The sequence below is a fragment of the Streptomyces sp. NBC_01808 genome, assembly GCF_035917395.1.
Taxonomy (GTDB): Bacteria; Actinomycetota; Actinomycetes; order Streptomycetales; family Streptomycetaceae; genus Streptomyces.
The window spans coordinates 3,875,895-3,896,493 of the sequence record NZ_CP109072.1; the positions used below are offsets into that span (position 1 = coordinate 3,875,895).

At 70.9% G+C, this 20,599-nt stretch carries 20 protein-coding genes, 2 tRNA genes and 3 pseudogenes; 15 read left to right on the forward strand and 10 right to left on the reverse strand.

Annotation, left to right across the window (positions count from 1 at the left end):
• Positions 1-14: 14 nt before the first annotated feature.
• The 3 genes from OG946_RS16780 to OG946_RS16790 form a co-directional block, all read right to left on the reverse strand.
• Complete coding sequence (locus OG946_RS16780) at positions 15-905, reverse strand: hypothetical protein (protein ID WP_326796903.1); 891 nt, start codon at positions 903-905, stop codon at positions 15-17.
• A gap of 331 nt (positions 906-1,236) precedes the next feature.
• Positions 1,237-1,968, reverse strand: coding sequence for a response regulator transcription factor (locus OG946_RS16785; protein WP_326796904.1), 732 nt, complete (start codon positions 1,966-1,968; stop codon positions 1,237-1,239).
• Positions 1,965-3,188 carry a sensor histidine kinase gene (locus OG946_RS16790; protein ID WP_326796905.1) on the reverse strand — a complete coding sequence of 408 codons (1,224 nt, stop codon included), beginning with the start codon at positions 3,186-3,188 and terminating at the stop codon, positions 1,965-1,967. Before OG946_RS16790 ends, OG946_RS16785 begins: the two co-directional genes overlap by 4 nt.
• 203 nt (positions 3,189-3,391) lie before the next feature.
• Here OG946_RS16790 and OG946_RS16795 point away from each other — a divergent pair, with 203 nt between their 5' ends.
• Positions 3,392-4,441, forward strand: a complete 1,050-nt coding sequence (locus OG946_RS16795) for an SDR family NAD(P)-dependent oxidoreductase (protein ID WP_326796906.1) — start codon at positions 3,392-3,394, stop codon at positions 4,439-4,441.
• Positions 4,442-4,579: 138 nt separating this feature from the next.
• On the opposite strand, the pseudogene OG946_RS16800 reads toward OG946_RS16795, so the two are convergent.
• Positions 4,580-4,885, reverse strand: a pseudogene (locus OG946_RS16800) (SRPBCC family protein); the annotation flags it as partial.
• A 456-nt stretch (positions 4,886-5,341) separates the two neighbouring features.
• Here OG946_RS16800 and OG946_RS16805 point away from each other — a divergent pair.
• On the forward strand, positions 5,342-7,285 hold the full coding sequence (locus OG946_RS16805) for an AfsR/SARP family transcriptional regulator (protein ID WP_326796907.1): 1,944 nt from the start codon (positions 5,342-5,344) through the stop codon (positions 7,283-7,285).
• Complete coding sequence (locus OG946_RS16810) at positions 7,203-8,072, forward strand: aldo/keto reductase (RefSeq protein WP_326796908.1); 870 nt, start codon at positions 7,203-7,205, stop codon at positions 8,070-8,072. The genes OG946_RS16805 and OG946_RS16810 overlap by 83 nt, the downstream gene beginning before the upstream one ends.
• Before the next feature lie 163 nt (positions 8,073-8,235).
• Here OG946_RS16810 and OG946_RS16815 read toward each other — a convergent pair.
• A pseudogene (locus OG946_RS16815) lies at positions 8,236-8,508 on the reverse strand (transposase); the annotation flags it as partial.
• On the opposite strand from OG946_RS16815, the gene OG946_RS16820 reads away from it, so the two are divergent.
• Positions 8,493-8,615, forward strand: coding sequence for a hypothetical protein (locus OG946_RS16820; RefSeq protein WP_326796909.1), 123 nt, complete (start codon positions 8,493-8,495; stop codon positions 8,613-8,615). The pseudogene OG946_RS16815 and the gene OG946_RS16820 sit on opposite strands and share 16 nt — an antisense overlap.
• 120 nt (positions 8,616-8,735) lie before the next feature.
• Here OG946_RS16820 and OG946_RS16825 read toward each other — a convergent pair whose 3' ends face one another.
• Complete coding sequence (locus tag OG946_RS16825) at positions 8,736-9,320, reverse strand: TetR/AcrR family transcriptional regulator (protein WP_326796910.1); 585 nt, start codon at positions 9,318-9,320, stop codon at positions 8,736-8,738.
• 90 nt (positions 9,321-9,410) lie between these two features.
• Between OG946_RS16825 and OG946_RS16830 the strand changes: the two genes are divergently transcribed.
• Positions 9,411-10,427, forward strand: coding sequence for an aldo/keto reductase (locus tag OG946_RS16830; RefSeq protein WP_326796911.1), 1,017 nt, complete (start codon positions 9,411-9,413; stop codon positions 10,425-10,427).
• Positions 10,428-10,534: 107 nt separating this feature from the next.
• On the opposite strand, the pseudogene OG946_RS16835 reads toward OG946_RS16830, so the two are convergent.
• Positions 10,535-10,670: pseudogene (locus OG946_RS16835) on the reverse strand (IS110 family transposase); the annotation flags it as partial.
• Between the two features lie 231 nt (positions 10,671-10,901).
• Here OG946_RS16835 and OG946_RS16840 point away from each other — a divergent pair.
• The 3 genes from OG946_RS16840 to OG946_RS16850 are packed head-to-tail and all read left to right on the forward strand — an operon-like array spanning position 10,902 to position 12,970.
• Positions 10,902-11,624 (forward strand): Vgb family protein, encoded by a 723-nt coding sequence (locus OG946_RS16840; protein WP_326796912.1) that lies wholly within the window; start codon positions 10,902-10,904, stop codon positions 11,622-11,624.
• Positions 11,625-11,679: 55 nt separating this feature from the next.
• Positions 11,680-12,084: a MerR family transcriptional regulator gene (locus OG946_RS16845; RefSeq protein ID WP_326796913.1), complete on the forward strand. Its 405-nt coding sequence runs from the start codon at positions 11,680-11,682 to the stop codon at positions 12,082-12,084.
• Positions 12,065-12,970 (forward strand): carboxymuconolactone decarboxylase family protein, encoded by a 906-nt coding sequence (locus OG946_RS16850; RefSeq protein ID WP_326796914.1) that lies wholly within the window; start codon positions 12,065-12,067, stop codon positions 12,968-12,970. The genes OG946_RS16845 and OG946_RS16850 overlap by 20 nt, the downstream gene beginning before the upstream one ends.
• Before the next feature lie 21 nt (positions 12,971-12,991).
• Here the strand turns inward: OG946_RS16850 and OG946_RS16855 are convergent, their stop codons facing one another.
• Positions 12,992-13,141, reverse strand: a complete 150-nt coding sequence (locus OG946_RS16855) for a hypothetical protein (protein WP_326796915.1) — start codon at positions 13,139-13,141, stop codon at positions 12,992-12,994.
• 386 nt (positions 13,142-13,527) lie between these two features.
• Here OG946_RS16855 and OG946_RS16860 point away from each other — a divergent pair, with 386 nt between their 5' ends.
• From OG946_RS16860 to OG946_RS16870, 3 genes are all read left to right on the forward strand, one after another.
• Positions 13,528-13,707, forward strand: coding sequence for a hypothetical protein (locus tag OG946_RS16860; RefSeq protein ID WP_326796916.1), 180 nt, complete (start codon positions 13,528-13,530; stop codon positions 13,705-13,707).
• 310 nt (positions 13,708-14,017) lie between these two features.
• Positions 14,018-15,031, forward strand: coding sequence for an RNA polymerase sigma factor SigF (locus tag OG946_RS16865; protein ID WP_326796917.1), 1,014 nt, complete (start codon positions 14,018-14,020; stop codon positions 15,029-15,031).
• A gap of 246 nt (positions 15,032-15,277) precedes the next feature.
• Complete coding sequence (locus OG946_RS16870) at positions 15,278-16,345, forward strand: RNA polymerase sigma factor SigF (protein ID WP_326796918.1); 1,068 nt, start codon at positions 15,278-15,280, stop codon at positions 16,343-16,345.
• A 239-nt stretch (positions 16,346-16,584) separates the two neighbouring features.
• On the opposite strand, the gene OG946_RS16875 is transcribed toward OG946_RS16870, so the two are convergent.
• Positions 16,585-16,809 (reverse strand): hypothetical protein, encoded by a 225-nt coding sequence (locus OG946_RS16875; RefSeq protein WP_326796919.1) that lies wholly within the window; start codon positions 16,807-16,809, stop codon positions 16,585-16,587.
• Positions 16,810-16,964: 155 nt separating this feature from the next.
• Between OG946_RS16875 and OG946_RS16880 the strand changes: the two genes are divergently transcribed.
• The gene (locus tag OG946_RS16880; protein ID WP_326796920.1) at positions 16,965-18,524 is read left to right on the forward strand and encodes an MDR family MFS transporter; all 1,560 of its coding nucleotides are present in this window, start codon (positions 16,965-16,967) and stop codon (positions 18,522-18,524) included.
• On the opposite strand, the gene OG946_RS16885 is transcribed toward OG946_RS16880, so the two are convergent.
• The gene (locus tag OG946_RS16885; RefSeq protein ID WP_326796921.1) at positions 18,511-19,350 is read right to left on the reverse strand and encodes a TetR/AcrR family transcriptional regulator; all 840 of its coding nucleotides are present in this window, start codon (positions 19,348-19,350) and stop codon (positions 18,511-18,513) included. The genes OG946_RS16880 and OG946_RS16885 overlap by 14 nt on opposite strands.
• A gap of 232 nt (positions 19,351-19,582) precedes the next feature.
• On the opposite strand from OG946_RS16885, the gene OG946_RS16890 reads away from it, so the two are divergent.
• From OG946_RS16890 to OG946_RS16900, 3 genes are all read left to right on the forward strand, one after another.
• Positions 19,583-19,676 (forward strand) — tRNA-Ser (locus tag OG946_RS16890).
• A gap of 164 nt (positions 19,677-19,840) precedes the next feature.
• Positions 19,841-19,913 (forward strand) — tRNA-Arg (locus OG946_RS16895).
• A gap of 141 nt (positions 19,914-20,054) precedes the next feature.
• Positions 20,055-20,516 carry an NUDIX hydrolase gene (locus tag OG946_RS16900; protein WP_326800276.1) on the forward strand — a complete coding sequence of 154 codons (462 nt, stop codon included), beginning with the start codon at positions 20,055-20,057 and terminating at the stop codon, positions 20,514-20,516.
• The last annotated feature ends 83 nt before the right edge of the window (positions 20,517-20,599 follow it).

Consider the following 20,599-nt stretch of genomic DNA (forward strand, 5'->3'; position numbering starts at 1 on the left):
GCGAGGTCACCGGCTCACCGACCCGAACTTCTACGGCCGCCTTGACTGTTGCTTTGCTGGTTGTACGGAGGTGTACCGGCCCCATTTGTGTTACGGGAAAGGAGTCGTGCCGACCGGCGAAACGGAGGTGTACCGGCCCCATTTGTGTTACGGGAAAGGAGTCGTGCCGACCGGCGAAGAGGATGTCGATTCCCGGACTGCTGGTCGTGCTGTTCCGGGTTCACCGCGTGACGGGCCACGTCAGCGTTAATAGGCTGATATGCAGGGGGTTGCGGTGGAGTATAGGCGGGCAGCGGGTTGGGACGTTGCCAAGGCGTATCGGAGCGCGGGTCCTGCCGGCGGTCCTGAATATACTCCGGAAGTGAATTCTCGCGAGCGGCCCGGGTGTCGTTTCCCAGTGATCGTACCCACGCCGCATCCCGCGCATGATCAAGATCAATCGCGGCATCGATCCTGGTCTCATATAGACCTGCGGAAAACGCAGCCTCAACATCCTCTCGGAACCCAGGGTCACGATCGTAGCCGACTCGTGCAACTTCCACCTCGTAGAGGGCGTCCTGCGCAGTCAACCCGCGATCCACGTGCCGAATTATTTCCGCCCCGCCTGATACGATTTGATCCCGCATATCCGGGAACTGGGCGATAAGCGTCTTGAGGCGAGTATCCTGCAAATTGTCGGCATCATAGCGCTGCCCAGCCTCGAAAATTGCGTCGTCGGCACCCATCTGCGGGATCAGCGCCACAATCTCATCATGCCTTTCGCGGGCAACCGTTTGATACCTGGTCAATAGATCCGCTGCTTCCCGGCGCTCTAGTGCGCCTTCCTCAACCAGTGTCCGAGTTTCCCCTGGAAGGGTGTCAAGAAAATCTTGAATTCGGGGATCAGTGCCGTCGTTTGCAGGCATAATCTCTCCTGGACTCGATGTGCAGATGACTCCCTATCAGGTGGAGCAACGTCTCGCGCCCGAGAGCGGTTCAATGTCCAGTGCGCAGGCGCAGACGTGTGCGCATGCGCATGCTGCTCCGCCCGCCTTCCCCGCTGCATCGCAGCCACCCGCTGCCGGGTCCGCTGAAGCCTCCGCCACCGCCGTGACCTGCACCGCCCCGAGCAGAACACCGTCTCCGCCGCCCTCGTCTGCGGCAGTGGATCACCACACTCCCGGCAGTACCGCCGAGCCGTCCCGCCAGCCCTCCACGAACCAGATCATCCAGCCGTACCCACCTCACGGCCAGGGATCACAAACACCTGCTGACGTGGGGCGGCCTGACATGCGGCGGCCGTCCGGTGACGACGTGGTTCGCCACGTCAGCCGGGTGGGCCAGGTCGTGCTGGGCGGCGAACACGGCCAGGCGGACGCGGTTGGTGGCGTCGGTCTTCATCATCAGGCTGGCGACGTGCGTCTTCACCGTTGTGACGCCCACATGGAGCCGTTCGGCGATCTCGCCGTTGGACAGACCGGAGGCGACGAGGGTCAGCACCTGCTGTTCCCGCGCGGTGAAGTCGGGGAGGGCGGGCGCGACGTGACCAGAGGGCCGGGTGGTCTGGCGGGTGCGCAGGGCCTCGTTGACCAGGCGGCGCAGGACGCCGGGGCTGAACGGGGTGTCGCCGTCCTCGGCGCGGCGGATCGCAGCGAGCAGTTCGACCGGGGTGGAGTCCTTGGCGAGGAAGCCGGACACCCCGGCGGCCAGGGCCGGGTACAGGTGCTCGTCGTCGTCGAAGGTGGTGAGGACGACAACGCGGGTCGCGGGGCGTTCGGCGAGGATGCGGCGGGTCGCCTCGGTGCCGTCCATGCCGGGCATGCGCAGGTCCATCAGGACGACGTCGGGCACCGCCTCGCGCGCCTGGCGAACGGCCTCCTGCCCGTTGCCGGCCTCCGCGACGACGCTGAGGTCGGGGGCGGACGCGCACAGCATCCGCAGGCCGGCGCGGACGAGTTGCTGGTCGTCCACGATCAGGAGACGGATCACGGCTGCTGCTCCGATCCACGGGGGGCGGGGGGCGCGGCGTTCTCTGCCGGGCTGCTCGGCGTTGCCGGGAGGGTCGCGGCCAGCCGCCACCCGTCACGGGCCGGGCCCGCGTGGAGCCGACCGTCGGTGAGGGCGACCCGTTCCCGCAGGCCCGCCAGGCCGTAGGAGTCGGGGCTGCCGTTCGGCAGCGGGAAGGTGCCCTCGTTGCACACCTCCACCTGGACTTCCCCGCTGCCGGTGAAGCCGACGCGCACCCCGGCGCGTCGCTGCGGATCGCCGTGTTTGACGACGTTGGTGAGCCCTTCCTGGACGAGCCGCACCACGGTGAGCGCCCGTACCGCGTCCAGGCCGGCCACGGCCGGATCGACCGAAGCGGTGAGGGGGACTCCGGCGGTGCGGGCGCGCTCCATCAGGGCGTCGAGTTCCGTCGGCAGCTCGGCGGGATCGACGAGCCGGGTCTCGGGGTGGGCCGGTGCCTTGTCGGGGTCGCGCAGCACCGCGACCAGGCGCCGCAGGTCGGTCAGGGCGGTGGAGGCGCCGCGGTGGACGTCGTCGAGGACCTGGCCGACGGCGGGTTCGAGGCGCGGCATCACATGACGGGCGACGCCGACATGGAGCACCATCGCCGCCATGTGGTGGGCGACGATGTCGTGGAGCTCGCGGGCGATCACGGTCCGCTCGGCGAGCTGGGCCTCGCGGACACCGGCCTCGTGCCGGATCCGTTCCTCGGCGGCGTGTTGCCTGGCAAGCCGGGCGACGTCCTGCAACGACCGCACATACGCGCCCAGCAGCACCGGCGCACCCAGCACCAAGGCCACCTTGTAGCCCAGCGAGGCCAGGGCGGACACCGGCGTGTCAGCGATGGCCACGACATAGGCACCGGTCAACGAGGCTGCGCCGCAGATCGTCGGTACTCCCCAGCGCCGCACCGCGAGTTCCAGCAGGGCGACGCTGGCCATGACCTTCACGATGACCGGGCTGGCGTCCGCGAACGCGCTGGTGATCGCGACGAGGGCGGACTGCCCCACGGTCACCGTCAGCGGGATCCGACCGGAGGCCAGGCTCAGCAGTGCCGCGCTCAGACCGAGCGCCCAGTCCACCGGCGAGGGCTGCCGGCCGGGGGTGTGCAGCAGGAGGAACCCGGGCACCAAGGGCAGCACCACGAGCCGCAGGGCCCTGAAGTCACCCGCGAACTCCCAGCGCAACAGCACCCGGACCATGCGCCCCACTGTACGAGCCGCCTCCGCGCGCGCCCTCCTCCTGCTGGAGGACGGCATCTCCTGCTACTGGCCAGGCGCTCGGGCCGGCCGCAGGAGGTGCCCTGAGCGCTCCGGGGTGAGGCTGGCGAGGCGACGACGCGAACGGCGCACACGGCACCGCGGTGCGACAGCGCGTGAACACATCAGTTGCCTAGGAGGCCCCCGTGACCAGCGATGACATCGAGCGGACAGGAGCGGTGCGCCAGCCGGACAGCGCCGGGGCGATCGGCGCCGGGCCGGGCGGCGCGGCCGAGGACGACGCCCCGCCGCGGCGCCGGGCCGTACTCGGCGCCGTGCTGGGTGCGGCCACGGTGGGCGCGGCGGGTGCGGGAACCATCGCCAGCGCACGCGCCGCCGGCAGCACGGCGGCCGAGGACAGTACCCCGGCGGGGACCGGGGCCGCGTCGGACGACACCGCACCGGGCAGGTTCCGCGACCAGGTGGTTCTCATCACCGGCGCCACCTCCGGCATCGGCGAGGCGACCGCCCGGGCCTTCGCCGCGGAGGGCGCCAAGGTCAGTTTCTGCGGACGCCGCACGGAACTGGGCAGGAAGGTCGAGAGCGAGATCCGTGCCGCGGGAGGAGACGCCACCTACCTGCGGGCCGATGTGCGCGTCCCCGAACAGGTCAAGAAGTTCGTGGACGACACCGTGCGCATCTACGGGCGGATCGACGTGGCGTTCAACAACGCGGGCATCACCCGCACCGCGCCCCTGCACGAACTCGATCTCGAGACCTGGGAGGACGTCCACCGCACCAACGCCCGCGGCGTCTTCCTGTCGATCAAATACCAGGTGCCGCACATGCTCAGGACCGGCGGCGGTGTCATCATCTGCACCTCCTCGGGCTCGGTGCGCCCCGCGGGCACCGCCTACACCGCCAGCAAGCACGCCATCGACGGGATCATCAAGACGGCGGCGCTCGACTACGGAACCCGGGGAATCCGCGTCAACGCGATCCTGCCCGGCACCACCGACACCGCGCTGGTGCGTCTCGAGGGCATCTCCGACGAGCAGTGGGAGGAGTTCAAGGAAGCCTGGGGTCCACTCAACGTGGACGGGATGGAACGCCTGGCGACGCCGGAAGAGATCGCACGCTCGGTCGTCTCCCTTGCGCAGGCCGATGCGTTCTCCTTCATGACCGGGTCCACGGTCTACGTGGCCGGCGGGCCGCACGGGGGCGGGAAGATGCACATGCCGGAGGGGTTCTCCTGACGGGCGGACGGTGGACGGGTGGACGGACGAACCGGTTGGCGTCGTGGACGTGGCCCTCGGTCCATCTGCCCCCGGGGCGGGGGCAGGCGCCCCCCGTCCCCCGTTCACCCTCCCGACCCGGCCGGCGCCCGCCTGAATTCCCAGCCTGCTCAGCACCCACGCGTGGAACCCACCGATGTGGTGCTCGCTGGGCACCAGCACGCCCCCGTCGGGGTACGCCCGGGAGCCCATGGCCGGTTGGGTGCGCCCACAGGCGGCGAGGTCCTGGGTGTTGACCCGGTGGAACAGTTCCACCAAACGGGTCAGGTCCTGTCCGGACTCCACCACCGACCGGTCGTAGAGCCGGTCGCACTCCACGAGGGTGCGCTCGGCGGATATCGGGTGCATCCGGTGCACGATCACGTGGTCGGGCACCAGGTTTACGAACACCTGGGGCCGCTCGGCCACCGCCTCCGCGTGCCGCGCGACCAACTCGACGGCCTCGGCGAGCTGCCGGGCCCCGTCTCGGTGCCCACATCCGGTCCTGTACGAGGCCGGAGCCGGGCAAGCCCGATACCTGTTGCCGCGCCGTGGTGACCGGTGAGGTGAGCACGCGCACGCGGCAGTGTGATGGACGACGGTTGTTCTTCTTTGGTCACGGTCTCCTCATCGTCCGGGGCGTTTGGCCCCCGGGACGCATCACACTAGGTAACAGACGACGTTGACTACCGCCGCAGCCGGACTGCGTAGTGCCGTGCCGAGGACACCACCCACTCAGAAGACGACCGTGCGCCGCCCCGGGGCGGCGAGCCAACCCCGCATCACCGATCAGGGCTGTCCGGTCGGAGACGCCCCAGAGCGGCGGCGCCCACACTGCAGTAGCCCGACGAGCGGCAGCAGAGCAACGGGAGGATCGACGGAGTGACCGAACTGCGACTGCTGGGCCCCGTGGAGCTGCGCGGGGCGGACGGTCGGCTGTACGCACTGGGGCCGCCGCAGCAACGGTGCGTGCTGGCCGTGCTGGCGATGTCCCCGGGCCGGCCGGTCATGGTGGAGATGCTGATCAGGCACGCCTGGCACGACGAGTCAGCCGACGTCGCGCGCGATGCGCTCTACAGCTATGTCTCCCGGCTGCGCCGGCTGTTGCGGCAGGCTTCGGGGGAGGACCCGGACGTGCCGGTGCTGCGCCGTGGCGACGGCGGGTATGTGCTGGACATCGCCCCCGAGAGCGTCGATCTGCTACGCGCCCGCGCACTGGCCGGCAAGGGACGGTCGGAACGGGCCGGCGACCCGGAGCGGGCGCTGCAACTGCTCGGCGAGGCGACCGCGCTGTGGCGCGGCACGCCGCTGGCCGGGCTGCGCGGTCAGTGGGCGGAGCAGGTGCGGACCGGGTTGGAGCGTGAGCGGGTCACGCTGCTGACCGAGCGGTACGACCTGGAGCTGGAGCTGGGCCGGCATGCGGAGTCGGTGGCGGGCTTGTCGGCCGAGGTCGTGGAGCACCCGTTGGCGGAGCCGCTGGCGGGGCAGTTGATGCTGGCGCTCTACCGTTCCGGGCGGCAGGCCGACGCCCTCCAGGTGTACGCCCGGGCGCGCCGGTCGCTCGTCGAGGAGATCGGCGAGGAGCCCGGCCCGGAGCTGCGCCGGCTGCACGAGCAGATCCTCCGCCGGAGCCCTGGCCTCGACCAGGGTCCGGATCCGCAGGCCCCCCCGTCCGAAGAGCAGAAGCCCGGCGTCCCCCCGGCCGGGGCGGAGGAGCCCAAGGCACCGCCTCTCGCCGCCCTGCCCGCCATTCGGCCCGCGCAACTGCCTCCGGACGTGGCCGGGTTCACTGGCCGGGAGACGTATCTGTGTCGTCTGGAGCGCCTGTTGCCGGTCGCGGGGGAAGTGTCTTCCGGTGCGGCGATCAGTGCCGTGGTCGGTACCGCCGGGGTGGGGAAGACCGCGCTGGCGCTCCACTGGGGACATCGGGTGGCGGACCGCTTTCCCGACGGGCAGTTGTACGTGAACCTGCGCGGTTTCGCGGCGGCGGACAGCCCCACCGAGCCGGCCGAGGCGTTGCGCGGCTTCCTGCAGGCGCTGCGAATCCCGGACAGCCAGATCCCCGAAGGCACCGACGCGCGTACCGGACTGTTCCGCAGCCTGCTGACGGGCCGGCGGATCCTGGTGATCCTCGACAACGCCCGCGACGCCGATCAGGTACTGCCGTTGCTCCCTGGAGCCTCGGGTTGCGCCACCCTGATCACCAGCAGGCGTCAGCTTCCCGACCTGGTGGCCGCCACCGGCGCGGACCAGATCGTGCTGGAGCCCTTCAGCACCGAAGAGGCGCGGCAACTGCTCGTCCGGCGCCTGGCGGACGAGCAGTTGGAAGGCCGGGAGGGGGCGGTGGCCGATGTCGTGAACGGATGTGTGCGGCTGCCGCTGGCCCTGGCCCTGGCCGCCGCTCACCTGGCCGCCCGTCCGGGCATCACGCTCGGCGCACTGGCGGACGGGCTGCCCGAGTGGGTCGGCAGCGAGCTGATCGCGGACGTACGGACGGTGTTCTCCTGGTCGTACCGCATTCTGAGCCCTCCCGCTGCCCGGCTGTTCCGTTTGCTCGGTTTGCACCCCGGGCCGGAGCTGAGCACCGGCGCGGCAGCCGCCCTGGCCAGTACCGGGCTGCCTCAGACTCGCGTTCTGCTGCGTGAGCTGACGCGGGCCAGCGTGCTCGACGAGCGTGCGCCGGGCAGGTTCGTCCTGCACGACCTGCTGCGCGACTACGCCGCCGAGCTGGCGTGCGAACAGGATGAAGAAGAGCAGCGCCGGGCAGCCGTGTGCCGCACGCTTCGTGCTGGCCACCAAGTACAACTCCGCCACCCGACCGGGTGATGTGAACGCGGCCGGCAGCCACCGCAAGAACCTCGTCCAGTCGGTGGAAGCGAGCCTGCGGCGGCTGCGCACCGACTATGTCGACGTGTTGTGGGTGCACGCCCGGGACAACTTCACCCCGGTCGAGGAGGTGATGCGGGCCCTCGACGACCTTGTACGGGCCGGAAAGGTGCTCTACGTCGGCGTCTCCGACTGGCCCGCCTGGGAGATCGCGCAGGCGGGCACGCTGGCCGAGCTGAAAGGCTGGACGCCCTTCGCGGGCTCCCAGATGCGCTACAACCTGCTGGAGCGCACCCCCGAGCGCGAGTTGCTGCCGCAGGCGCGCGCCTTCGACCTCGCCGTGCTGGCCTGGGGCCCGCTGGCGGCCGGCAAGCTGACGGGCAAGTACCACCGCGGCGAGAACGGGCGCCTGGACGTCCACGACTGGGACAACCGGTCGGACCACAACGAGGAGGAGGTCGTCGCCGCCGTACTGGAGATCGCCGGGCAGGGCGGCTGGAGCCCGGCGCAGGTGGCGCTCGCCTGGCTGCGCAGCCGCCCCGGCAACATCATCCCCATCGTCGGCGCCACCCGCGAGAGCCAGCTCCGCGACAACGTCGCGGCCGTCGACGTCGAACTGGACGCCGACGCCGTGGCGCGGCTCGACGAGGCCAGCGCAGTATCGCTCGGATTCCCGCACGACTTCCTGCAGGAGCCCGGCATCAAGGAAGTCGTCTACGGAGACCGCTGGGCCGCCATCGACGACCGCCGCTCCACCCACCGCCGCACCACGAGCACGGCCGGGTGAGACCGGAGAGGACAGGTGGCATCCACGGCCCGCCGTCGCTCCCGCGGGGAGGAGGCGTGGATGTCCGCTGACCGCCGGAGCGCGCCCGGACAGGTGGGATGCTCCTATGGATGTCAGGCAGCGGTTGTGAGGTGCCTCGGGCCGCTGTTGTGGTGTTTGTGGTGGTCAGGACGTGGTAGATCTCGCGGGCGCCGAACCGTTTGGGGCAGCGGATGATCTCTTTCTTCGACAGGCCCTGTTTGGTTCGTCGTTCCATGTAGGTGCGGGTGTGTGGGTCGCCGCGCAGGCGGCAGAGCACGATCCGGTAGAGGGCCGCGTTCGCGGCCCGGTCGCCGCCGCGGTTGAGGCGGTGGCGGTGGGTTCGGCCGGATGAGGCGGGCAGTGGGGCGACGCCGCAGAGCATGGCGAAGGCCGCCCAGCGTGACGAGCTGTCGCCGGGGCAGATCCAGACCGGCCCGGGAGTACACGTCGCCGAAGGTGAACTCGACGACGAAGCGGCTGCTGGTCATCGCCCTGACCTACATCAAAGGGCGGCTGCTGTGAACCTCCGCCGCTCTCCCGGCCCGCGGCTCAGAGATCACCGCCTGTCGTCACGACGACCTGGTCGGCCGGCTCCGCGCAGCCGACCTCGCCGCGATCGCCGATCACAACTGGCTGAGGAACTCACTCGTTGTCGTGCGGTGTGCGGCGGAGTCCGTCGAAGACGACGGCCAGGGTTCTGATGCGCAGCTCGCGGCTCCACTGGTTGCGCTCCGCGGCGAGGCAGGTCGCGCTGAGCAGCGCCAGCAACTCGGCCATCTGCAGGTCTTCGCGGACCGCGCCGTCCGCCTGGGCCCGGGCCAGCAGCCCGGCGATCGCCGCCCGCATGTCCGCGGCGACGTCCGCCGTCCCGGCCTTGGGATCGAGGCCGGCGTCGGCGACCGCGTCGGCGAGGACCTTCTTGCGGGTCGCGTTCTCCACGATGCCGTCGAAGAACGCGAAGAACGCCGGACCCGGCTCCGCCGCGGCCGCCAGCCGGCCCGCCTCGGCGACGAGGCGCTGCACTCGGTCCATGATGACCGCCTGGTAGAGGGCCGCCTGAGTGGGGAAGTGCCGGTAGATCGTGCCCAGTCCGACCCCCGCCTGCTCGGCGATCGTGCGCATCGAGGCGGACAGCCCGTCACGGGCCAGGACGGCCTCGGCGGCCTCCAGGACCCGGGCCTGGTTCCGCTGTGCGTCGGCGCGCTTTGGCCGCGTGTCGTCGGTCATCGTCTCCTTGCCCCGGTTGACAAGCGGAACAGGTGTTCCGTAACGTGCGGTTCCGGAACGTGCGTTCCGATACTACAGGAGGTCCAGACGATGCAGTTCGCAACGCTCGGCCGGTCAGGACTCCACGTGTCCTCGGCCTGTCTGGGAACCATGAACTTCGGCACCGGCGGTAGCGTCGCAAGCTGCGGCGAGGCCGAGGCCACGCGCATCGTCGGAACCTTCCTGGACGCCGGCGGCAACGTCATCGACACCGCCGACGGCTATGCCGGCGGCGAGTCCGAGCGGATCGTCGGCCGAGCGCTCAAGGGCAAGCGGGACTCCGTCGTGCTGGCCACCAAGGCGTACCTGCCCCAGGGACCCGGCCCCAATGAGAGAGGACTGTCGCGGGCGCATCTGACCCGGGCACTAGAGGCGAGCCTGCATCGCCTCGGCACCGACTACGTCGACCTCTACCAGTGCCACCAGTGGGACGAGGCGACGCCCATCGAGGAGACCATCGCGACGCTCGACGGGTTCATTCGCTCCGGCAAGGTCCGCTACGCAGGCTGCTCGAACTTCAGCGCCGCCCAGATCGTGGAGTCTCAGTGGGCGGCCCAGCGGACGGGCGCCACGCCCTTCATCAGCCTCCAGCCGCAATACTCGCTGCTCGCGCGAACCATCGAGACGGAGATCCTGCCGGTCTGCCGCCGCCACGGCCTCGGCACACTGGTCTGGTCACCGCTCGGCGGAGGGGTGCTCACCGGCCGGTACCGCAGCGGTGCCGCACCGGACGCGGACACCCGGATGGGCCGGCTGCAGGCATCGCCGTTGCCCATGGCCCGCGCGTGGGCCGCCGGCCTGCTCAATGAGCCCAACCTCGCGATCGCCGACGAGGTGGAGAGGACAGCCACGGAACTCGGCACCACCCCCACAGCCGTCGCGCTGGCCTGGGTGCGGCGGCACCCGGACGTGACCTCCGTCATCGTCGGCCCCCGCACCGTGGAGCAACTCGAAGGCAACCTCCAGGGGCTGGACTTCGAGCTACCGCCCGAGGCCCGCGCCCGGCTTGACGAGGTCTCCCGGCCAGCCGTCCGCACACCGGTCAACGGGATGACCAACCAGCCGTGACCCCCGGGGCGCTTGCGGGCGGCCACATCCGAGTCCGCGCCGTACGACGGCCCACAGCCGCCGGACACGCCCCAGGACCCCGGCGCGGGGTGCCTTTATGTCTTTCGTCAAGCGGTCTGGGGTGTCCGGGGTTCGTAGAAGGTGCCGTCGCGGAGCGTTGCGAACAGGACGCTGATGCGGTGGCGGGCGAGGGCGGAGGAGGGCTTGGGTGTGGGTTTTGCCGCGGGCTCTGCATCGGTAGAAACCCCGCTGCCCGCGGCGTTTGCCGGCGACTTTGGCGCTTGCGTTGTAGCGCGCTGCAACTCGTATGTTGCCGGGATTGCACCGTCGCAGCCCCTTCAGCACGAGGTGATCATGCGCCCCATCCTGACGAGACTCATCGCGGGCGGCCTTCTGCCCGCCGCCGCAGCCGCTGCGGCGTGCGGCGGCGGAGGGGACGTGCCGCAACGTGGCACGGAGTCCCCCTCGGCCGGCATGCGGGAGACGAAGGCCGGCCACACCGGCTTCTCGTCCCCCACCGGCCTGGTATTCGGCCCGGACGGTGCGATGTACGTCTCGAACTGGTCTGCGGGCACGGTGGAACGCATCAGCCCGGACGGCGGGCGCTCCACCTATCTCGACGGGCTGGACGCGCCTGCGGGTCTCGCGGTGGACGAATCGGGCGCGCTGTACGTCGCCGACTACGGCGCGGACGTGGTCTACAGGTCCACCGCCGCGGGTGAGAAGACGGAGTTCGCCGCAGGCTTCCACACCCCCACCGGTATCGCCTTCGATCCGGGGCAGAACCTACTCGTCGCCAACCGGGCGAGCGACGAGATCATCCGGGTCGACCCGGAGGGCATGACCAGCCGGCTGGCCGGGGGCCTGAGCACGCCGGTGGGCGTGGCCGCGGACGCGGACGGCACCGTGTACGTCGCGAACTATGACGGCGGCATCGCCCGCATCCGACCCGGGGGTCGGCCGCAGGCCCATTCCCAGGAGGTCGCGGGCCCGGGGGTGGGCATCGTCGTCGACCCCGACGGGGACCTGTTCGTGACCGACCGCGCAGCCGGGGAGATCAAACTCGTACGCGCCGACGGCTCGGCCGAGTCCGTGATGCGCGATCTCGACTCCCCGGTGGCGCTCGGTCTCGACAGCGCCGGCGAGCTGTACACGGCGACCTGGGGCGACTCCGCGGTCTTCGAGGTGACCGGCTGACTTCTTAGCCCTCGCGGTTGCCTTGGAGTGCACTACAACCCCTAGCGTCCGCTGCATGACCACCATGCAGACCGAGAAGGTCCTGACCATCGCCGAGACGTCGGAGCAGACAGGGCTGAAGCCCACCACGCTCCGCTACTACGAACGCATCGGGCTCATCGACCCCGTTGACCGGGCACCGGACGGACACCGCCGCTACCGGCAGTCGGACCTGGCCTGGCTGGCCTTCTTGCTGCGGCTGAGAACGACCGCGATGCCCATCCGCCAGATGCTGCTCTTCGCCAAGCTGCGACGCGGCGGGGACGCCACCGTCCGGGACCGGCTGGAGCTGTTGCGCCGGCATGAGACCCGGGTCCGAGGCGAGCACGAGGCCGTGAGGCGCAGCCTCGCCGCCATCGAAGACAAGATCGCGCACTACGAACGAGTTCTGGAGGAGAAGGATGGAGATACCGGAGGGTAAGCCCGAAGGACGGCGTGCGCTGCTGCGCTACTCATTCGCCGGCGGCGCCGGCGCCGTGGCGGCATCCCTCGTCGCGGCGAAGCCGGCCGGCGCGCACGAGGAGGGCGGAACCATGCGGTACGCGCGCGGCCTGGCGCGGATGAAGCAGGTCGCCGGTCCGGACGCCCTCGCCTCGGTGAAGGCCCTGGACGACATCGCGCCCGACCTCGGGCGCTTCGTGGTCGAGTTCGCGTACGGCGACGTACACTCCCGTCCCGGACTGGATGTCGTACAGCGGCAGTTGGTCATCGTCGCCGCACTCGCCGCCGCCGGGGACACCGCGTCGCAGTTGCACTTTCACATCGATGCCGGCCTGCACTCCGGACTCGACGCGGCGCAGATCGTCGAAGCGCTGATCCAGCTGGTTCCGTTCGCCGGCCTGCCGCGCGCGCTGAATGCGCTGACCACCGCCCGTACGGTCTTCGAGGAACGACACGAGCGCATCGACCCGATCGTGGTGGACCCGGGCGGCGACCGCTACGGGCGCGGCGAGGACATGCTGGTCCGGATCGACGGCGAACACGGTCTGGAGGTGATCGAGTCCCTTCGGGACGTGGCGCCGGATCTCGGCCGGTACATCGTGGAGTTCACGTTCGGCGACGTATATTCCCGGCCCGGGCTGGACCTGCCCCAGCGGCAACTGGTCACCCTGGGCGGCCTCATCGGCCTCGGTGACACTGCGCCGCAGCAACAGGTGCACGTCAACGCTGCGCTGAATGTGGGCCTGTCGCCCCGGCAGGTGGTCGAGAGCGTCATCCAGGCCGTCCCGTACGCGGGATTCCCCCGAGCGCTCAATGCCATCCGCGTGGTCCGCGAGGTCTTCGCCGAACGCGGCGTCGGCGCCTGACCCGGCGGACGGGCATCAGGCTCACGTCGCGAGCACACCGCCGAGGAAGACCCGGGTGACCGCGGTGCTCGCCTCCTCGACGCCGAGGCTTCCGTAGTCCGCCGTGGCCCGGGAGGTGACGGCGGCATCGCGCAGCCAGAGCGTGTACGAGCCGTCCGGGCAGGACTCCATCCACGGAAAGGCCGCCGGCATCTGGAGCCCGATGGCGAACGCCCGCGCCGCAGGCGGACGGCGGAGGGGGAGGCGGCCCCGGGGGGAACCGGCCGCCTCCCCCCGCGGAGGGCGGGCCCTACGACCCGCCGCAGCGAGGGGGGAGTAGCCGCGGTGGACGCGCAGAGGGCCCGCCCCGAGCCTGCCGGGGTCCTGCAGACCCGGCGGGGCTCACCGTCCATGCTGCGCCGCGCACGGCCGCGGGCGGGAGACGCAAAAGCCCCCTGTGACCGGGCCTTTAGTCCATAAAACATGGGTACGGTTCCAAGCGCGGATAGAATCATGCGACTGCGCCTGGGGAGAGAGTGGGAACGGGCGTGTGCCGCACAGGGGAGGCATCGACGCTCGTGGACTACAAGAAGATAGCGCTGGGGCTCCTCGGGCTCTTCGCCATCTACTCGATCATCAGCTCCCCCTCGCAGGCGGCCGACCTCGTGCAGGTCGTCTTCGAGTGGATATCGGAGCTCGCCAGGGCCATCGGGAACGTGATGTCCGACCTGCTCGACGACGCCTCCTCCTCGGAGTGACGCGGGGCGTTGCCCGCCCGGGGCCGCCGCCCCGCGGCGGCTGCCCACCCGGGTGATCGCCGACCACGCGATCGGCCCCGTACGCCCGTACGCGATCAGCCCTCCTGCCTGGCCGAACGGCCCCCGTCCCGGGCACGTGGCGGCGGCCAACTGGCCGCCAACACGGCAAATTACGGTGCTTGCACAGAGTGCGCATCTCTTGTGATGCTATGACCGCTTTTCCGGATTTTGCCGGGCCCGTCTGCGCTACGCGCCGTGGCGCCGGTCGTACGTCACGTGGTCGCGAAGGGGTGGTGGTGTGGTGCAGCCGTTGTCCGCTCGTACGGCCCCGCCCGCCCCCGGTCCACCCGCCTCCAGCCCGGACTCTCCCCCGGCACCGGCCTCGCCCCCAGCACCCGCCCCGGCCCCGGCCTCCACGACGGCAGCCACGGCCGCCCCCGCCTCCGCGTCGGCCGCCCCGGGACCCCCGGCCGCCCGCGCCGAGCCCGCAGCGGCGTCCGACCCCGACCCCGCCCCCGGCGAAGCCGGCGACTCCGGTGATCCCGGCGACCCCGACGCCCCCCGCAAACCCGACTCCCGCGCCCTCACCCGCGCCCTCTTCGCCGAGCTCACCGCGCTCGAACCCGGCACCCCCGAGCACACCCGCGTCCGTACCGCGCTCATCGAGGCCAACCTCCCCCTCGTGCGCTACGCCGCCGCCCGCTTCCGCAGCCGCAACGAGCCCATGGAGGACGTCCTCCAGGTCGGCACCATCGGCCTCATCCACGCCATCGACCGCTTCGACCCGGCCCGCGGCGTGCAGTTCCCGACCTTCGCCATGCCCACCGTGATCGGCGAGATCAAACGTTACTTCAGGGACAATGTGCGCACCGTCCACGTCCCCCGCCGGCTGCACGAGCTGTGGGCCCAGGTCAGCGGCGCCACCGAGGACCTGACCGTACGGCACGGCCGCGCGCCCACCACCGCCGAGATCGCCGCACACCTGAAGATCGGCGAGGAGGAGGTGCGGGCCTGCCGCGAGGCCGGCCGCTCGTACTACGCCACCTCCCTCGAAGCCGCCCAGGAGGGCGACGGCATGCCGGGCCTGCTGGACCGGCTCGGGTACGAGGACCCGGCGCTGGCCGGCGTCGAGCACCGCGACCTCGTACGCCACCTCCTCGTCCAACTGCCGGAGCGCGAACAGCGCATCCTCATGCTGCGCTACTACCGCAACATGACCCAGTCGCAGATCAGCGCCGAGCTCGGGCTGTCCCAGATGCACGTCTCCCGGCTGCTGTCGCGCAGCTTCGCACGGCTGCGATCCGCAAACCGGATCGATTCCTAACCGGATCGGGTAGGACTCTTCGAGGTCATCCCTGACGCGCAGGCTCCGTATCTGCGCGTATATGTCGACTTGGCGCTACAGCGCGTTGCCGACTTGTGACATTCTGCTGGAACGGTGTTTGGCATGCCCCGGCACCCGGTAAGTCAGTCGGAGGCTGCTTCTCTCGGCGGTCCGGCGGGAGTCCAGGTTCCCGCCGGGGCAAGGGGAGGGGCGGCCTGGAACCGTCCGCGACCTCAAGGGGGTGGCATGTCCGCAGAACTGGGCAGCTCGCAGATGCTCACCGAAGTCGCGCCTCTCGGCGCACAAGCGGCTTTCCCCGACGCCCCGGCCGCCACGGCCCAGGGCCCGGACCGCATCCTGGACCCGTCCCCGGGCGGCCCGTCCCCCGGCCCGGCCGCCGCCGGCCACGCCCCGGCGCCACCGGCACCGCCACCACCCCTCGGGGCCGCGGCACCCCAGAACCCGCCCGACGCCGCCGCCCCGGCCATCCCGGCCCCCGCCGCCCCGGCGGACGACGCCGCCCCGGAGCCCGATGCCGCCCCCTCCGGCAGCATCGACACCCGTACGCTCTCCCGCGCCCTCTTCCTCCGCCTCGCCGAGTTGCCCCCCGGGGACAGCCCCGAGCGGTCGTACGTGCGCGACACCCTGATCGAGCTGAACCTGCCCCTCGTGCGCTACGCCGCGGCCCGCTTCCGCAGCCGTAACGAGCCCATGGAGGACATCGTCCAGGTCGGCACGATCGGCCTGATCAAGGCGATCGACAGGTTCGACTGCCAGCGCGGCACCGAGTTCCCGACCTTCGCCATGCCCACGGTCATCGGCGAGATCAAGCGCTACTTCCGGGACACGAGCTGGTCCGTGCGCGTCCCGCGCCGGCTCCAGGAGCTGCGCCTGGCGCTCACCAAGGCGAGCGACGACCTCGCGCAGCAGCTGGACCGCTCCCCGACCGTGCCCGAGCTCGCCCAGTACCTCGGGGTGTCCGACGAGGACGTGGTCGACGGCCTCGCCGTGGGCAACGCGTACACGGCCAGCTCCCTCGATTCCCCGGCCCCGGAGGAGGACGGCGGCGAGGGCTCGCTCGCGGACCGCCTCGGGTACGAGGACACGGCGCTTGAGGGCGTGGAGTACCGCGAGTCGCTGAAGCCGCTGCTGGCTCAACTCCCGGCGCGGGAGCGGCGGATCATCATGCTGCGGTTCTTCGGGAACATGACGCAGTCCCAGATCGGCGACGAGGTGGGCATCTCGCAGATGCACGTGTCGCGGCTGCTGACGCGGACGCTGGCGCAGCTTCGGGCAGGGCTGATCGCGGACTGACGACGGGGCCGGCGCGGGGCCGGCCCCAGCTCGTACGCCGTACGCCCGGATCCCGTAGACGGCGCCGTAAGCCGCGTCTACGGAAGCGCGGGAAGGCGAGACGGCGGCGTAAACGCCCCCTGACCCCGGCGGGCACTACGGAAGCGCGCGGCGCGGACTCCGTACGCGGGGACGCGAACTCAGCGCCCGGGACCCCGAATTCAGGCCCCCGGCCCTCGGATCAGGCCCCGGCTCCCGGCTCATCCCACCGCGAGCCACACCACTCCCGCCAGCACCGCCACCGCGACGACGATCCCGATGATCATCCCCACCCGCGGCCCCGAACTCGCCGCCGCGGCCGCCGGCTGCTGCGGCCCCCGCGCCTGCGGGCCGCCGCCCTCGTCCACGAACGCGCGGAACATCTGCGTGCTCCCGGCCGGGTCGTAGTGGGGATCGGGCTGTTGACCTTGCGGATTGTGAGCCATGGGGCAGGACACTAGCGAACGCCCCGGACGCCTGTCAGCGGGGGGAAGCCCCCCTTCCGCTCGCCCGCGCCGGCACCGACCCGACGTCGATTGCCTTCGGCAACCATTCGTCATACTGTTGCTTAGTGCAACAAACTAAAGCCGAATCTCCCGGCATGACCCACCGGCAGATACTGGAGGCCCTCTCCGGCCTGCTGCTCGGCATGTTCGTGGCCATCCTCTCCTCGACCATCGTCAGCAACGCCCTGCCCCGGATCATCGCGGACCTCGACGGCACGCAGAGCGCGTACAGCTGGGTCGTCACCGCCGCCCTGCTCGCGATGACCGCCTCCACGCCCCTCTGGGGCAAGCTCGCCGACCTCGCGAGCAAGAAGCTCCTGGTCCAGTCGGCCCTCGTGATCTACGTCGCAGGATCGATCGTCGCCGGCCTCAGCCAGAGCACGGGCATGCTCATCGCCTGCCGCGTCGTCCAGGGCATCGGCGTCGGCGGCCTCAGCGCGCTCGCGCAGATCATCCTCGCCGCGATGATCTCCCCGCGCGAACGCGGCCGTTACAGCGGCTACCTCGGCGCCACCTTCGCCGTCGCCACCGTCGGCGGTCCCGTCCTCGGCGGCGTGATCACCGACACCAGCTGGCTGGGCTGGCGCTGGTGCTTCTACATCGGCATCCCGTTCGCCATCCTCGCGCTCGTCGTACTCCAGAAGACCCTGCGGCTGCCGGTGGTGCGCAAGAAGGTGTCGATCGACTGGCGCGGCGCGATGCTGATGAGCGCGTCCGTCTCGCTGCTGCTGATCTGGGTCACGCTGGCGGGCGAGTCGTACGCGTGGCTGTCCTGGCAGACGTTCGCGATGACCGGCGGCGCGGTCGCGCTGGGGCTGGCGTTCCTGTGGGTCGAGACCTGGGTGCCGGAGCCGGTCCTTCCGCTACGCCTCTTCCGCAACCGCACCATCACCCTCGCCTCGCTCGCGTCCCTCTTCGTCGGCATCGCGATGTTCGGCGCGACGGTCTTCCTCAGCCAGTACTTCCAGCTCGCGCGCGGCGAGAGCCCGACGAAGTCGGGCCTGCTGACCATCCCCATGATCATGGGGATCTTCCTGTCGTCGACGATCTCGGGGTGGGTCATCACCCGTACCGGCCGCTGGAAGGTCTGGCTCGTCGCCGGCGGGCTGCTGCTCACCTCGGGGCTCAGCCTGCTGGGCACGATGCGCTACGACACCCCTTACTGGCACATCGCGATCTACATGGCGGCGCTCGGCACGGGCATCGGCATGATGATGCAGAACCTGGTGCTCTGCACCCAGAACCAGGTCGACCCCGCCGACCTCGGCGCCGCCAGCTCGGCGGTCGCGTTCTTCCGCTCCCTCGGCGGCGCGGTCGGCGTCTCCGCCCTCGGCGCGATCCTCGGCGGCCGCATCTCCGGCTACATGCGCGACGGCCTCCACGACCTCGGCATCCCGCCGGCCCGCGCCGCCGGCGAGGCGGGCGGCGACGGCACGGCGATCCCGAACCTCGCGGAGCTGCCGGTGCCGGTGCGGACGGTGGTGGAGAGCTCGTACGGGCACGGTCTGGCGGACATCTTCCTGTACGCGGCGCCGGCGGCGCTGCTGGCGTTCGTGATGGTGGCGTGCATCAAGGAGGTCGCGCTGCGGACGCGCAGCGGCCTGCAGCAGACGGGGGCGGCGGAGCGGCGGGTCGAGGAACTCACGCGGGGGTGATGGTCGGCCGGACCTGCTCGGCGACGCGGTCGCGCATGGCGGCCATACCGGCGAGGACGCACTCAAGGGCGAAGGCGAAGTCGCGGTCACGCTGCTCGTGCCCGGAGACGACGGGGACATCGGGGGCGGGAACGTCGGCGGCGGGGCCGTCGGGTCCTGGCTCGGGGGGCGGGGGGAGGCCCGGCGCCCACGCACCCGCGGCGGGCGGCTGCACGTACTCGGGATGCTCCCGCAGGGCCCGTACGAACGCACCGTAATCCTCGCCCAGCTCCGCCAGGCGCCCGCCCGCGCCCCCGAACCCGTACGAGAACGGAAACAGCAGCGAGAGCCCGCCCGTCAGGCACTCCTCCGGCAACCCGGCCCGCCGCATCGCGCGCTGCGCGGCGGCGACGCAGGCCATGGCGTGCGGCCCGACGTTGAGATACTCGCCGGCGAGCCGGGAGACCCAGGGGTGCGCGACGAGGATGCGCCGGTGCTCGTGCGCGAGCTGCCGGAGCTGGGCGGCCCAGTCGCCGCCGTCCTCGGCGGGGAGGTCCAGCTCGGCGTAGGCGTGGTCGAGGGCCAGCTCCAGGAGTTCGTCCTTGGTGTCGACGTACCAGTAGACGGACATGGCCGTGACGCCCAGCTCAGCGGCGAGCCGGCGCATCGACAGCCGCCCCAGCCCTTCGGCGTCGAGCAACCGCACGGTGGCCGCGACGATCTTCCCCAGATCCAGCCCGCCGGCCTCCCCCACGGCAGGCGCGTACCCCCTGCGCCGCACCTTCGCCCGCCCGGTGAGCCAGATGCTCACGCGGGCGCCGCGGACCTTCCGGCGGACGGACGCCATCGTGCGCCTCCCAGCGGTGCTGTCGCATCGTGACCACAGGCCTACGAACCGAAACGGCCCGTACACCGATGCTATGCCCGCTCCGCCCCGCCTCCTCCCCTTCGCCCCGACCCCACACCCCGACAAGCCCTTTGCCCCCACGGCCCGGTGACCGGTACGGTAGGTGCGATTGGCAGCGGCCCTGCCGCCTGTGCCATCATCTGCACACACCTGCTTGACCGGCAGATGTGCGGGAGGCGTCGCCTAGTCTGGTCTATGGCGCCGCACTGCTAATGCGGTTTGGGGTTTACCCCCCATCGAGGGTTCAAATCCCTCCGCCTCCGCCACCCGACCAGCGAGCCCGTGCCGTACGGCGCGGGCTCTCTGCATGCCCGGTGGACCACGGGTTTGCGCAGGTCGGCGGGGGTGCGGGAATCGGATTTCACCTGGCGCGGAGGGTCATGTAAAGTTGTGCCCGCAACGCAGCCGGGCCGCTAATGCCCGAAAGCGGGCGCTCGTAGCTTAACGGATAGAGCATCTGACTACGGATCAGAAGGTTGCAGGTTCGAATCCTGCCGAGCGCGCACCGACCGAAAGCCCCGCAGCCACCCCTGCGGGGCTTTTCGCATGCGGTGCCACGACAGCACCAGCCGACACGGCCAAGGCGGCCGGTCAGGCAGCCGAGGGGGCCGAGGACCGTGAGTACCGCAGAGCGCCCCCACTCCGTGAGCGTCGCCGGAGTCATCGTCGACCACGAGGGCAGGGCCCTGCTCATCCAGCGACGCGACAACGGCCAGTGGGAACCACCGGGCGGCATCCTTGAGCCCGGCGAGACGGTCCCCGAAGCGCTTCAGCGCGAGGTCCTGGAGGAAACGGGCCTCAAGATCGCCCTCCCCGCCACCCTCACCGGCGTGTACAAGAACATGCCGGGTCTGGTCGTCTCGCTCGTCTTCCGTTGCGAGGCCATCGACGGCACACCGACCACGGGAGACGAGACCTACGCCCTTCGCTGGGCCACCCGCGCCGAGGTCACCGAACTCGCCGACGAGGCTTACGCGATCCGCGTCCTGGACGCGCTCGACACCGCATCGCCGCCGGCCGTGCGGGCACATGACGGCGTGAGACTCGTCCAGGTCGACCCGCTACCCACGGCTTTGTCCACGAGAACCGACAGCACCAGTACATGAGATGGGGAGGTGTCAGCGGCGCGTCGTGTTCGATGTTCATGAGAAACGACGGCGCCCCAGCGCGCCCCGCCGTCGCAGGACCT

Bases quoted from the DNA above. Each gene is read 5' to 3' on its own strand.
- OG946_RS16780 (WP_326796903.1), bottom strand. From the start codon at position 905: ATGCCTGCAAACGACGGCACTGATCCCCGAATTCAAGATTTTCTTGAC.
- OG946_RS16790 (WP_326796905.1), bottom strand. From the start codon at position 3,188: ATGGTCCGGGTGCTGTTGCGCTGGGAGTTCGCGGGTGACTTCAGGGCC.
- OG946_RS16810 (WP_326796908.1), top strand. From the start codon at position 7,203: ATGAAGAAGAGCAGCGCCGGGCAGCCGTGTGCCGCACGCTTCGTGCTG.
- OG946_RS16825 (WP_326796910.1), bottom strand. From the start codon at position 9,320: ATGACCGACGACACGCGGCCAAAGCGCGCCGACGCACAGCGGAACCAG.
- OG946_RS16830 (WP_326796911.1), top strand. From the start codon at position 9,411: ATGCAGTTCGCAACGCTCGGCCGGTCAGGACTCCACGTGTCCTCGGCC.
- OG946_RS16840 (WP_326796912.1), top strand. From the start codon at position 10,902: ATGCGGGAGACGAAGGCCGGCCACACCGGCTTCTCGTCCCCCACCGGC.
- OG946_RS16845 (WP_326796913.1), top strand. From the start codon at position 11,680: ATGACCACCATGCAGACCGAGAAGGTCCTGACCATCGCCGAGACGTCG.
- OG946_RS16850 (WP_326796914.1), top strand. From the start codon at position 12,065: ATGGAGATACCGGAGGGTAAGCCCGAAGGACGGCGTGCGCTGCTGCGC.
- OG946_RS16855 (WP_326796915.1), bottom strand. From the start codon at position 13,141: ATGGAGTCCTGCCCGGACGGCTCGTACACGCTCTGGCTGCGCGATGCC.
- OG946_RS16870 (WP_326796918.1), top strand. From the start codon at position 15,278: ATGTCCGCAGAACTGGGCAGCTCGCAGATGCTCACCGAAGTCGCGCCT.
- OG946_RS16875 (WP_326796919.1), bottom strand. From the start codon at position 16,809: ATGGCTCACAATCCGCAAGGTCAACAGCCCGATCCCCACTACGACCCG.
- OG946_RS16880 (WP_326796920.1), top strand. From the start codon at position 16,965: ATGACCCACCGGCAGATACTGGAGGCCCTCTCCGGCCTGCTGCTCGGC.
- OG946_RS16885 (WP_326796921.1), bottom strand. From the start codon at position 19,350: ATGGCGTCCGTCCGCCGGAAGGTCCGCGGCGCCCGCGTGAGCATCTGG.